The organism is Acidiferrimicrobium sp. IK (genome assembly GCF_025499425.1).
Lineage (GTDB): Bacteria > Actinomycetota > Acidimicrobiia > Acidimicrobiales > Palsa-688 > Acidiferrimicrobium.
In genome coordinates, this window is the sequence record NZ_JAIMCB010000002.1 from 121,504 (window position 1) to 134,165 (window position 12,662).

General features: G+C 68.5%; 13 protein-coding genes. All 13 read right to left on the bottom strand.

Annotated elements, in window-relative coordinates:
• Positions 1–154 precede the first annotated feature (154 nt).
• Complete coding sequence (locus K6U06_RS04055; RefSeq protein ID WP_262320619.1) at positions 155–463, bottom strand: putative quinol monooxygenase; 309 nt, start codon at positions 461–463, stop codon at positions 155–157.
• 9 nt (positions 464–472) lie between these two features.
• Positions 473–1,384, bottom strand: a complete 912-nt coding sequence (locus tag K6U06_RS04060; protein ID WP_262320620.1) for a 1,4-dihydroxy-2-naphthoyl-CoA synthase — start codon at positions 1,382–1,384, stop codon at positions 473–475.
• Positions 1,385–1,418: 34 nt separating this feature from the next.
• Complete coding sequence (locus tag K6U06_RS04065; RefSeq protein WP_262320621.1) at positions 1,419–2,447, bottom strand: ABC transporter ATP-binding protein; 1,029 nt, start codon at positions 2,445–2,447, stop codon at positions 1,419–1,421.
• Complete coding sequence (locus tag K6U06_RS04070) at positions 2,444–3,535, bottom strand: ABC transporter ATP-binding protein (RefSeq protein ID WP_262320622.1); 1,092 nt, start codon at positions 3,533–3,535, stop codon at positions 2,444–2,446. Before K6U06_RS04070 ends, K6U06_RS04065 begins: the two co-directional genes overlap by 4 nt.
• On the bottom strand, positions 3,535–4,545 hold the full coding sequence (locus K6U06_RS04075) for an ABC transporter permease (protein ID WP_262320623.1): 1,011 nt from the start codon (positions 4,543–4,545) through the stop codon (positions 3,535–3,537). The genes K6U06_RS04070 and K6U06_RS04075 overlap by 1 nt, the downstream gene beginning before the upstream one ends.
• Entirely contained in the window at positions 4,545–5,519 is a 975-nt protein-coding gene (locus K6U06_RS04080) for an ABC transporter permease (protein ID WP_262320624.1), read from the bottom strand. Before K6U06_RS04080 ends, K6U06_RS04075 begins: the two co-directional genes overlap by 1 nt.
• Positions 5,520–5,596: 77 nt before the next feature.
• On the bottom strand, positions 5,597–7,270 hold the full coding sequence (locus tag K6U06_RS04085; protein ID WP_262320625.1) for an ABC transporter family substrate-binding protein: 1,674 nt from the start codon (positions 7,268–7,270) through the stop codon (positions 5,597–5,599).
• 156 nt (positions 7,271–7,426) lie between these two features.
• Complete coding sequence (secG, locus tag K6U06_RS04090; RefSeq protein ID WP_262320626.1) at positions 7,427–7,657, bottom strand: preprotein translocase subunit SecG; 231 nt, start codon at positions 7,655–7,657, stop codon at positions 7,427–7,429.
• 136 nt (positions 7,658–7,793) lie between these two features.
• Entirely contained in the window at positions 7,794–8,570 is a 777-nt protein-coding gene (gene tpiA / locus K6U06_RS04095) for a triose-phosphate isomerase (RefSeq protein WP_262320627.1), read from the bottom strand.
• Positions 8,571–8,580: 10 nt separating this feature from the next.
• Positions 8,581–9,732 carry a phosphoglycerate kinase gene (locus tag K6U06_RS04100; protein ID WP_262320628.1) on the bottom strand — a complete coding sequence of 384 codons (1,152 nt, stop codon included), beginning with the start codon at positions 9,730–9,732 and terminating at the stop codon, positions 8,581–8,583.
• Positions 9,729–10,739, bottom strand: coding sequence for a type I glyceraldehyde-3-phosphate dehydrogenase (gene gap, locus K6U06_RS04105; protein WP_262320629.1), 1,011 nt, complete (start codon positions 10,737–10,739; stop codon positions 9,729–9,731). The genes K6U06_RS04100 and gap overlap by 4 nt, the downstream gene beginning before the upstream one ends.
• Positions 10,740–10,906: 167 nt before the next feature.
• Positions 10,907–11,809, bottom strand: a complete 903-nt coding sequence (gene yvcK / locus K6U06_RS04110) for a uridine diphosphate-N-acetylglucosamine-binding protein YvcK (RefSeq protein WP_262320630.1) — start codon at positions 11,807–11,809, stop codon at positions 10,907–10,909.
• Positions 11,806–12,651 (bottom strand): RNase adapter RapZ, encoded by an 846-nt coding sequence (gene rapZ / locus K6U06_RS04115; RefSeq protein ID WP_262320631.1) that lies wholly within the window; start codon positions 12,649–12,651, stop codon positions 11,806–11,808. The genes yvcK and rapZ overlap by 4 nt, the downstream gene beginning before the upstream one ends.
• Between the last annotated feature and the right edge of the window lie 11 nt (positions 12,652–12,662).

Consider the following 12,662-nt stretch of genomic DNA (forward strand, 5'->3'; position numbering starts at 1 on the left):
CCCATGCCCCTCGAAGCGTCAGATTGGAGAAAGGGGCGAGGGTAGCGGCCGGCGGCGGTCCCGGACCACCGGCGGCCTCCTCACGGTCTCTGCCGGTCAGATCCCGCGGCCCGGGCCAGGGCCGCCCGGGGTGCAGCCTTGACCGGCCGGGCTTTTAGAGGGCGCCTTTGGCCGGGTCGCCCTGAGGCAGCGGCTCCAGCACGGTGATCTCCGGGCGCCCGGCGACGAGGTTGGCCAGTCCGGCGCCGATCTCGGCCATGGCCGGCCCCTTGCTGTGGGTCTGCAACGCGTCCGCGTCAGCCCACCGCTCGATCATCACCAGCGCACCCTCGCGGCGGTGCAGCGCGTACAGCTCACAGCCGGGCTCTTGGTGCACCGTCGGGATGGCCGCCGCGAAGACGGCTTCTACCTCCGCTTCCTTTCCTGGCTGTGGGGTGATGGTGGCGACCACGATGACGGACATGACCCGACCCTAGAAGTGCCAGGGGAACGCCGACCAGTCCGGGTCCCGCTTCTCCAAGAACGCGTCGCGTCCTTCGGCGGCCTCGTCGGTGCCGTACGCCAGCCTGGTGGCCTCCCCGGCGAACAGCTGCTGGCCGACCAGCCCGTCGTCGATCAGGTTGAACGCGAACTTGAGCATCCGCTGCGCGGTGGGGCTCTTGGCGTTGACCTCCGCCGCCCACTCCAACGCGGTGCGCTCCAGTTCCGAATGGGGCACCGCGGCGTTGACCGCCCCCATCTCGAACGCCTCCTGCGCGCTGTAGGTGCGCCCGAGGAAGAAGATCTCCCTGGCTCGCTTCTGCCCGACCTGACGGGCCAGGTAGGCGGACCCGAACCCGCCGTCGAAGCTGGCCACATCAGCGTCGGTCTGCTTGAAGCGGGCGTGCTCGGCGCTGGCCAGGGTCATGTCGCACACCACGTGCAGGCTGTGGCCGCCCCCGGCGGCCCATCCCGGCACCACGCAGATGACCACCTTGGGCATGAACCGGATCAGGCGCTGCACCTCGAGGATGTGGAGGCGGCCGGTGCGGGCCGGGTCGATGCTCTCCTGGGTGGTGTCGGACGCGTACCGGTAGCCGTCCTTGCCCCGGATCCGCTGGTCGCCGCCGGAGCAAAAAGCCCATCCGCCGTCGCGCGGCGAGGGCCCGTTCCCGGTGAGCAGCACGCACCCGACGTCGGAGGTCATGCGGGCGTGGTCCAAGCAGCGGGCCAGCTCGTCGACGGTCTGGGGCCTGAAGGCGTTGCGGACCTCCGGCCGGTTGAACGCGATGCGGACCGTCCCGTGGGCCTTGGCCCGGTGGTAGGTGAGGTCGGTCAGCTCGAAACCGGGGACGACGTCCCAGGCGGCAGGATCGAAGATCTCGGAGACGGACTCGGTGGGCATGACGGCCGAGCCTAGGCAGGCCGTCGCCGGCGAATCAGACGACCTGGATGACCTCGGCGAAATGGCATGCCACCTGGTGGCCGGTCCCCCGCTCGATCAGCTCCGGCTCCTGCTCGGCGCAGATGTCCTGAGCCTTGGGGCAGCGGGTCCGGAACCGGCATCCCGACGGCGGGTTGGCCGGGCTCGGCGGGTCACCGACGAGCATGATCCGCTTGCGGCTGCGCTCCCGGACCGGGTCCGGCTCGGGCACCGCGGAGAGCAGGGCCTGGGTGTAGGGGTGGGACGGCTTGCCGTAGATCTCGTCGCGGGTGCCGATCTCGACGATCTTGCCGAGGTACATGACCGCCACCCGGTCGGAGATGTGGCGGACCACCGACAGGTCGTGGGCGACGAACAGGTAGGCCACGCCCAGCTTGTCCTGGATGTCCTCCAACAGGTTGACCACGCCGGCCTGGATCGACACGTCGAGCGCGGAGACCGGCTCGTCGAGGATCACCAGCTTGGGCTCGAGGGCCAGCGCCCGGGCGACGCCGATGCGCTGGCGCTGCCCGCCGGAGAACTCGTGCGGGTAGCGGTTGCCGTGCTCAGGGTTGAGGCCGACGGTGCGCAGCAGCTCGGCTACCCGCTCCGGGCCGCCCTTCTTGGTCCAGGTCTTGAAGATCCGCAGCGGCTCGCCGATGATGTCGTTGACCGGCATCCGGGGGTTGAGCGAGGCGTACGGGTCCTGGAAGACAACCTGGATGTCCTTGCGGACGCTGCGCATCTCCCGCTTGGAGAACTTCGCCAGGTCGGCGCCTTGGAACCACACCTCGCCGGCGGTCGGGGGGTCCAGGCGCAAGATCGCCCGGCCGGTCGTCGACTTGCCCGAACCGGACTCCCCCACCAAGCCGAGGGTCTCGCCTGGGGCGATGTCGAAGGAGACGTCGCACACGGCGTGAATGGTCGATCGGCCGCCGACGCCCACGTTGAAATGTTTGACCAGGTGCCGGACGGACAGGACGGTGTCTTGGGAGGTGTCCGGCGCAGCGGCGACGGGCGCGGGGGCCGAGGACGGGTTGCTCATGCGACGGTCTCCACGTGGCCGAGGCGCTCTTGCACCAGCGCGGGCACCGCGTCGATGCGCCGGCACGCGGCGCGGTGACCGGCGCCCACTTGGGTCAGATCGGGCTCGGCCTCGTTGCACGCCGGTTCGCTCAGCGGGCAGCGGGGAGAGAACGGGCAGCCCGGCGGAAGGTTGATCAGCGAGGGCGGGTTGCCGGGCACCGGGACCAGCCTGCCGTCCGACTCCGTCGACAGTCGGGGCATGGCGCCGAGCAGACCGACGGTGTAGGGCATCCGGGGCCGGTAGAAGATGTCGTCCACCGAACCGAACTCCACCGGGCGCCCGGCGTACATCACGAGGACCTTGTCGGCGCTGCCGGCCACCACACCGAGGTCGTGGGTGATGAGCACCATGCCCGCTCCGCTGTGGCGGCGGGCTTCCTCCATCGCCTCGAGGACCTGAGCTTGCACGGTCACGTCGAGAGCGGTCGTCGGCTCGTCGGCGATGATCACGTCCGGGGAGTTGGCCACCGCGATGGCGATCACCGCTCGCTGACGCATCCCCCCGGAGAACTCGTGGGGAAAGGAGCGGACGCGCTCTTCGGGGTTCGGTATCCCGACCATCCTGAGCAGCTCGACGGAGCGCTCCATGGCGGCGTGCTTGGAGATCTTGTTGTGGGCCCGGATCGCCTCGGCCAGCTGCCACCCCACCCGGTACACCGGGTTGAGGGAGGTCATCGGGTCCTGGAAGATCATGGCCAGTCCCCGGCCGCGGATCTTCGCCAGCTTGCGGTTCTTCATGCCGATCAGCTCGACGCCCCGGTACTTGACCGACCCCGAGATCCGAGCGGTTTTGCCCAGCAGCCCCATGATGGCCAGAGACGTGACCGACTTGCCGGACCCGGACTCCCCGACGATCGCCAGCACCTCCTTCTCGGCCAGCGAGAAGGAGACGCCCCGCACCGCGTGGACGATGCCGTCGTCGGTCGGGAAGTCCACGGTGAGGTCGGTGACCTCGAGCAGGGGCGCGTCGTCGCGAAGGACGATGCCCTCCGCCGCCAGGTCCGCCTGCTCTTCGGGCGTGGCCAGCTGCTCGGACTCGGGGGCCATTACGCCCGTACCCGCGTCTGGCCCGGGTCGAAGGCGTCCCGGAGGCCGTCGCCGACGAAGTTGACGGTGAGGCAGATCAAGATGATGAAGATACCCGGGAAGTAGAACAACCACGGCCTGGTCTGCGACGCCTGGTCACCGAGGCTGATCAGCAGGCCGAGCGAGGTGTCGGGCTGCTGCACCCCGAGACCGATGAAGGACAGGATCGTTTCGGTCAGGATCGCCAGGGCGACGGTCAGGGTGGCGTTGACGATCACCGGGCCGACCACGCTCGGCAGGAGGTGACGGAAGATGATCCGCCGGTCGCTGGCCCCGAGGGCCCGGGCCGCGTCGACGAACTCCTTCTCGCGAAGCGACAGGAACACGCCGCGCACGATCCGGCAGATGGACGTCCACAGCAGCAGGGCGAGGATGATGGCGATGGATATCCACCCGTTGCTCGACCCGACGGTGAACTTGTAGGCGATGGCACCGGCGATGGCCACCAGCGGGAACACCAAGAACAGGTCGGTCAGCCGCATGATCAGCGAGTCGATCCAGCCCCGGTAGTAGCCGGCCACCGCGCCGAGCACGGTGCCGATCACCGTGGAGAGCCCCGCGGTCATAAGGGCGATGAGGCAGCTCTTCTGGGCGCCGCGAAGCACCTGGGCGAAGGTGTCGATGCCGAGCTCGTTGGTCCCCATCGGGTGCTTCCAGTGGGTCAGCTGCCCCCAGTGGAAGCTGCCGTTGAAGTACGGCCACCACGTCGGGCGCACCGAGTTGTCGGGTGTCTCCTGCTTGTAGGTGTAGTGCCAGATGTGACCCCCGAAGAAGGCCATGAAAAACAGCACCAGCAGCACGATGAGGCTGGCGATGGCCAGGCGATGGTGGAAGAAGCGGGTGAGGACGATCCGCCGCTGCGACTTGGCGACGACGGTGAACTCCCGCTCCGGACCGCCCGGCGGTGTGGCCATGGCCATCCCCTCGCTGGCGGCGGCCGCCTGGGTGTGGGCGGCGTCGAGATCGGCCATCAGCGGATCCTCGGGTCGAGCACGCCGTAGATGATGTCGGCGAGCAGGTTGAACAGGATGACGATCACCGCGGTGATCATCAGCCACCCGAGCAGCAGGTTGACGTCGACCCGCTTGACCGCGTTGACCAGCTCTAGGCCCATTCCCCGCCACCCGAACACCGTCTCGGTGCCGATGGCGCCGCTGAAGAACGCGGCCAGGTCGATGGCCACGATCGTCACCGTCGGGATCAAGGCGTTGCGCAGGGAGTGGCGGAACAGGACCCGGGTCGGCGAGATGCCTTTCGCCCGGGCCAGGCGCACGTAGTCGGAGTTCAACACGTCGAGCATCGAGGCGCGCTGGTAGCGGCTCCACGACGCGATCTGGATGAGCGTCAGGGTGATCACCGGCAGGTACAGGTGACCGAGGATGTTGCCCATGTTGGAGAAGAAGCCGCCGGTCAACCCCGGCGTCTGGTCGCCGAGGGTGAAGAAGTACGTGTGGTGGACCGCCTGGTTGATCTTGATCCCGATGATCTTGAGCAGGCCGGCCAGCCACACCACCGGGATGGAGAAGAAGAGGAACCCGAACGCGGTCGTCGAGTAGTCGATGAAGCTGTACTGGCGGACCGCGCTCACCACCCCGAGCAGGATCCCGATGACCACCGACAACAACGCGGCGAGGGCGATCATCCGCAGCGTCACGCCGAGCGCCTGGAACAGCTCCGCACGGACCTGACTTCCGCCGATCGTCGTGCCGAAGTCGCCCCGCACGAAGTGGCTGATCCAGATCCCGTAGCGCTGGAAGACGTTGTCGTCGAGGTGCAGCCGGGCCCGCTGGGCCAGGATCGTCGACTTGGGCGTCTTCGGGTTGAGCAGCAGGTTGGCCAGCGGGTTGCCCATGTTGACCGCGATCACAAACACCAAGAACGACGCCACGATGAGCACCGGTATCGAGACCAACACTCGCCGCAGCACAAACCGTGCGACGTCCATGTCACCTTCCTTGTCTGTTGGATCGTGCCGGAGGGGGACCGGCGAACGGCCCCCCTCCGGCACTCACCGGTTACGTACTAGGCCTTCTCGGCCCACTGCTCCATGTTGTAGGTGGAGCTTTCGGCGGTGGCATTGACCTGGAAGTTCACGTACTTGTTCTGGTAGACGATGGCGACCGGGCGCTGGAAGAGCGGAAGGTTGTAGAACGTCTTCCAGAGCTGGGCGTCGACCTGGTTGTAGATCGCGGTCCGAGCCGTCGTGTCCAGGGTGTTGTCGGCCTGGGTGATCAGCTTGTCCACGGTCGGGTCGGAGTACCCGTCGTAGTTGGAGCTGCCCGCACCGGTGCTGGTGTTGGCCGTCTGGTAGATGGCGTCGTTGCCGGAGAGGAACGGCGTGTTGACCCAGGCGAAGATGATCATGTCGAAGTTGCCCTTGCTGAGCGCGTCGCCCAGCGAGCTGACATCGGTCTCGGTCGCCTTGATCCCGAGGGGGGCGATCGAGTTGATCACGAACTGCTCTTCGCTCGAGCGCAGCGCGTTGCCGGCGGTCGAGGAGATCCGCATGGTGACCGCCTGGCCGCCCTTGGTCAGCTGGCCGCCGTTGAGCGTGTAGCCGGCCGCCTGCAGCACCGACTTGGCCTTGGCGATGTCAGCCGAGGAGTACAGGCCGCCCGAGTTGTCCTGGTAGCCGGGCTGGCCGGGCACGAGGACGTGGTTTTCGAGAGGCGTCACCGTCGAGTCGAACTGGCCGACGGTCTTGGCGATCAGCTGCTTGCGGTCGACCGCCAGCATGATGGCCTGGCGGATCGCCGGGTCCTTCAGCCACTTGTTGGTCTCGTTGAAGTCCAGGTGCTCGAACTCGAGGCCGTCCTTCTGCGAGTAGGTGACGCCGCTTAGCTGCTTGAGCGAGTTGACCAAGTCGAGCTGCGGGGTGAGGATCCCGCCATTGATCTCGTTGTTCTGCAGAGCCGGGACGATCTGCGACGAGTCGGTCAAGAACCGGAACGTCACCGACGCCAGGTTGGCCGGCGGACCCCAGTACTTCGGGTTGCGGACCAGGGTCAGCGAAGTGCCCTTGTTGTAGTTGGACACCATGAACGGGCCGCCCGACACCAGGTCCTTGACCGGGTCGGTGAAGCCGTCGTTGTAGGGCACGGTCTGCGCGATGTGGGCGGGCAGCACCGGGTCGTCAGCGCCGAAGAGCCCCTTCCAGTCCGGGTAGGGCGTCGAGAAGACGACCTGGACCTGGTAGGGGTCGTTGTTGTACTCGCCGATGGTCTTGATCTGCGAGTAGCCGCTGGTGCTGGCCGGCGCGAACGCCTTGCCGCCGACGTCCTTGTACTGGGGCAGGCCGGACTGGGCCTGGTACGAGTAGACGAAGTCCTTGTAGGTGATCGGGACGCCGTCGGACCACACCGCCTTGGGGTTGATGTGGTAGAGGATCGTCTGCGGGTTGGAGCTGGTCTGCGTAGCCGACAGCATGAAGTTGCTGTCCAGCTGCGTCGTGTAGTTGGGCAGCGTGTGGAACACCGACGGCCACACCCGGTCGACGATGTTGATGCAGGCCTCTTCGTTGCCGTCGCTGGACGTGCAGTTGAAGTTGGTCGGCTCCTGGTCGATCTCGAGAGTGAAGGTCCCGTTGGGGTTGAACTTGCTGGCGGCCGTACCGCTACTGCCGCCGGCGGTCGTCGGTGACGACCCTGTGGACTTGCCGCTGCTGCCGCACGCGGCCGCGACGAGTGCCAGTGACACCGCCGCCGACGCCAGAAGCGTCGTTCGCCTCAATCGAAGCACGTTTTCGGGATCCTCCTGTCGGGTGCACCCCCACCTGCGTGGAGGGTGCGATCTGATGTTCACCTATCGCCGAACCCGAGCAGCGGAGCTGCCCGAGGTCCGCCACGCTCCCCCCTACTGCAGACGGATGGCGAGAATGACGGTGGTAAAACAGAAGACAACGGCGCAGACGATGGTCGCCCGGTCGAGGTTGCGCTCGACGACGGTGGAGCCGGCGGCTGCGGACCCGAGCCCGCCTCCGAACATCTCCGACAGGCCGCCGCCCTTCCCGCTGTGAAGCAAGACCATCACGATGAGTGCCATGGACACGATGATGTGGATTGCGACTACCGCGATGGTCAACACGGGGAGCCCCCTTCTGTTTCTTAGCCGACATTCAGGTGGCGGGAAGGCAACATAGCACCGCGCTCCGGCCGATTCGAGACAGGTGTGTTAAGGCCTGGCTGCTCTTGTAACAGACGCTCCGGACCGTTCAGGGTTCTCAGCCTGGGCGCAGCTGGGTGATCAGGCGAGCGAACACCTCGGCGTCGAGGCTGGCCCCGCCGACGAGAGCCCCGTCGACGTCGGGGCCGCCGAGCATGTCGGCGACGTTGTCGGGGTTGACCGAGCCGCCGTATTGGATGCGGACGCCGGCGCCGGCTTCGGACCCGTGGTCGGCGACGACCGCCGCCCGCAGCGCCGCCGCCATCGCCTGGGCATCGTCGGGGGTGGCGGTTCGGCCGGTCCCGATGGCCCAGATCGGCTCGTAGGCCACTACGAGCGAAGCCACCGCCTCAGGCGCGACCGAGCGGAGCGCCGCCTCGAGCTGGCCGACGACGAGATCCTCGGCCCCGCCGGCTTCGCGCTGCTCCTCGTTCTCGCCGACGCAGATGATCGGGGTCATGCCCGCCGCCAGGACGGCCCGCACCTTCTTGCTCACCGTCTCGTCGGTCTCGCCGAAGTACTGGCGGCGCTCGGAGTGGCCGACGATGACGTAGCTCACGTTGAGCTTGGCCAGCATCAGCGGGCTGATCTCCCCGGTGAACGCCCCCTTCTGCTCCCAGTGCACGTCCTGGGCCCCTAGGGCTACTGGGATCCTGTCGGCGTCGAGCACCGTCTGCACGGAGCGCAGGGCGGTGAACGCCGGGTGCAGCGACACGTCCGTGCGACGGTGGTCTTCGGCGTCGAGGCTGAACGCCAGCTTCTGCACGAAAGCGATGGCGTCGAGATGGGTGTGGTGCATCTTCCAGTTGCCCGACACCAGCGGCTTCCTGCTCACGCCGCTGCACTCATGACGAGACCGACTCGCGCAGCGCGGCGAGCCCCGGAAGGTCCCCCCGCTCTAGGTACTCGAGGGAGGCGCCGCCGCCGGTCGACACGTGGTCGACCTGGTCGGCCAGACCGAAGCTGGCCAGGGCGGCGGCGGAGTCACCGCCTCCGACGACGGTGAACGCCCGGGTCGCGGCCACCGCCTCGGCCACAGCTCGGGTACCCGCCGCGAAGCGCGGGTCCTCGAAGACGCCCATCGGCCCGTTCCAAAACACGGTGGACGCCCCGGCGATGGCGTCGGCGAAGTCGGCGGCGGTCCCGGGTCCGATGTCGACGCCGGTCCATCCCTCTGGCACCTCGGCGCCGACCTGGCGCACCTCCCCGCTCGGCTCGACCCCGGCGCCGAACTGCCCGCCGGGGCTGAGGACCGTCAAGTCGCCGGGCAACAAGATCGGCGTCGACGCTTTGAGCAGCCGCGCGCAGTTGTCGACCTGGTCGGCCTCGAGTAGCGACGCTCCGACCCGGTGCCCCTGGGCCGCCAGGAACGTGAAGCACATCCCGCCGCCGACGATCAGCGCGTCGACTTTGTCCATGAGGGCCTCGATGACCCCCAGCTTGTCGCTGACCTTGCTGCCGCCGAGCACCGCGACGAAGGGGCGCTTCGCCCCCTCGAGCAGGGTGTCGAGTACCTCCACCTCCCGTGCCAGCACCCGGCCGGCGGCCGACGGGAGGCGGGTCGGAGGCCCGACGATTGACGCGTGGGCTCGGTGGGCGGCGCCGAACGCATCGTTGACGTAGAGGTCCTGGCCCTCGACCAGGCGGTCCACCGTCTCCGGGGATCCTTTCTCCTCTCCTGGGTCGAACCGCAGGTTCTCGAGCAGCTCGACCTTGCCGGCGTCGGCCCCGGCAGCCTCCAGCAGCTCGATCAGGCGCACCCGGACCGGGTCCATCGAGTACTTCGGGTTGGGCTGCCCCTTGGGGCGTCCGAGGTGGCTGCAGGTCGTTACCTTGGCCGCGCCGTGGTCCAGCAGCCAGGTTATGGTCTCGATCGGCAACCGGATGCGCAGGTCGTCGGTGATCCGACCGCCGCTCATCGGGACGTTGAAGTCGCAGCGCACCAGGACCCGCTTGCCGGCGGGCGACGGCAGGTCCTCGAGGAGGGGGAGCTTCACTGGTTGGCTGCGCCGACGATGGCCGCCAGGTCCACCAGGCGGTTGGAGTAGCCCCACTCGTTGTCGTACCAGCCGAAGACCTTCACCAGGGACCCCATGGTTATGGTCAGCAAGGAGTCGAACGTGCAGCTGGCGGCGGAACCGACGATGTCGGACGACACGATCGGTGCGGTCTCGTAGGTGAGGACCTTGGCCAGCGGCCCGCTGGAGGCCGCGGCCCGGAACGCCTCGTTGACCTCCTCGACGGTGACGTCGCGGCCCAGCAGCCCGGTGAAGTCGGTGATCGACCCGTCGATCACCGGCACCCGCAGGGCGCTGCCGTCGAGCTTCCCCTTCATCGACTCGAGCACCAGGCTGGTCGCGCGCGCTGCGCCGGTGCTGGCCGGGACGATGTTGACCGACGCCGCCCGGGCCCGGCGCAGGTCCTTGTGGGCCAAGTCGAGGAGGTTCTGGTCGTTGGTGGACGCGTGGACCGTGGTCATGAGGCCCTTGTCGACCCCGAAGGCGTCGTCTAGCACCTTGATCATCGGGACGAAGCAGTTGGTCGTGCATGACGCGTTCGACACGATCGTGTGGGCGTCAGGGTCGAAGGTGTCGTCGTTCACCCCGATGACGAAGGTGGCGTCGGCGTCCTTCGACGGGGCGGAGATGATCACCCGGGGGGCCCCGGCGTCGATGTGGGCGCCGGCCTTCTCCCGATCGGTGAAGATCCCGGTCGACTCGATCACGACATCCACCCCGAGGTCGCCCCACGGGAGGGCCTTCGGATCCCGCTCCGCGAAGACCTTGACCTCGCGGTCGCCGACGGTGATCGACGACTGGGTGTGGGTCACCGTCGCGGCGAGGGTCCCGTGGGCAGAGTCGTACTTGAGGAGATGGGCGTTGGTCTCGGTCGGGACCAGGTCGTTGACCCCCACCACCTCGACGTCGCTCCCCCCCGCCAGGGTCGCCCTGAGGAAGTTGCGCCCAATGCGCCCAAAGCCGTTGATCCCCACTCTGACAGCCACGATGCGCTCCCTTTGCCGGTTCCTCTGGGTGCTCGAATCCACGATCCGCCGGCACAGCACCCATGTCGGGCCGGCGGCCGAGCAGCCTCCTGCTCACCCCATGACAGTCGATGAACCCCCTCCCTGGCAATTGCTGCGCGTTCTCGCTGCTGGACGGCGGTGGCGGTTCAAAGGAGGGAGCGGAGGGCCTCCGCCAGGAGGCCGGCGTCGTGGCCGGCGTAGGGGTCGAGCGCCAGGTCCCGGGTTAGCAGCCGGGGCCCGGCGGCGCCCAGCTCGGGGGGCGGCTCACCGTCGGGCGCGCCCCACCAGCGAGGGTCGCAAAGCACCGCGTCGACGTTGATGCCGTGGTCGACGAGGGCCTGCAGGTGGTCGAGGGGCCGGTAGCCGGTGGTCTCGGGGATCTCCGGGCGGAGGTTGCAGACATACACCCGCCCTCCTGCCCGCCCGGCCAGCGCGGCGGCGATGTCGGGCACGACGCACGCCGCCAGCACGCTGGTGAACAAGCTCCCCGGCCCGAGGATCACCTGGTCGGCGCGAGCGATGGCGTCGCGCGCCGCGGCGGGCGCCGGTGCGTCCGGCGGGAGCACGTGGAGGTCGCGCACCTCTCCCTCGGCCTCCTGGATCCGCACCTGGCCGCGGACCTCGACGCCCCCCATGGAGCCGACCAGGTCGACCGCCTCGACGGTCGCCGGTAACACCTGGGCGTCGGCGTTGAGCAACTCCGCGGCCAGTCTGAGAGCCTCGGCGAACTCGCCGGTCACGCCGGCCAAGCCGGCGATGATGAGGTTGCCGAGCGCATGGCCGGCCAGGTCGCCGCCCGCCTCGTCGGGGAAGCGGTACTCGAAGGCCCCGGCCCACGGAGAGTTGGGCTCCGCCACCGCCACCAGGCAGCGGCGGAGATCGCCGGGGGCCGGGATGGCGAACTGGCGCCGCAGCCGGCCGCTCGACCCGCCGTCGTCGGCCACCGACACGATCGCGGTCAGGTCGCCGGCGTAGGTGCGCGCCGCCCGCAGCGTGGCGGACAGGCCGTGACCTCCCCCGATGGCGACGACCCGGGGGCCGCCGCTCAACGGGCGATGTCCCGGTGGTGCACCCCAGGATCGAAACCGTACGCGCGGACCCGGCGGGCCAGCTCCTCGACGATGGCCACCGAGCGGTGGTGGCCACCGGTACACCCGACCGCGATCGTCAGATACGACTTGCCCTCCTTGACGTACGCCGGGAGGAGGAACGCCAGGAGGTCGTCGAGCTTGGCGATGAACTGCTTGGCGTCCTCGCTGCCAAGCACGTAGTCGCGGACCGGTTCGTCCAGGCCGGTGAGCGGTCGCAGCTCCTCGACCCAATGCGGGTTGGGCAGGAACCGGCAGTCGAACACGCTGTCGACGTCGAGAGGCACGCCGTGCTTGAACCCGAAGCTGAGCAGCGACAGCTGCATGGAATCGGACTCGTCCGCGGTGAACAGGTCGTTCAGCCGCTCCCGGAGCTGGTGGACGTTGAGCTCGCTGGTGTCGACGACCACGTCGGCCAGCTCCCGGATCGGCTCGAGCCGCTCACGTTCCAACGCGATGGCCTCGGTGACCCCTTCGCGCCCGAGAGGGTGGCGCCGGCGGGTGCCCTCGAACCGCCTGATGAGGACCTCGTCGGTGGCCTCGAGAAAGAGCACCTTGACCCGCGACCCGACCCGCAGCTGGGTCACGGCCGCCTTGAGGTCCTCCAGCTGGCCGGCGTCCCGGCCGACCACTAGGGCCACCCGGTCGGTCTCGCTGCCCGGAGCGCCGACCAGCTCGGCCACCTTGGTGATCAGCGCGGTGGGCATGTTGTCGATGACGAACCACCCCATGTCCTCCAGGGTGGCGCCGGCCTGCGACCGGCCCGCTCCCGACAGCCCGGTGATGATCAGGTACTCGGCCACGCCCCCATTGT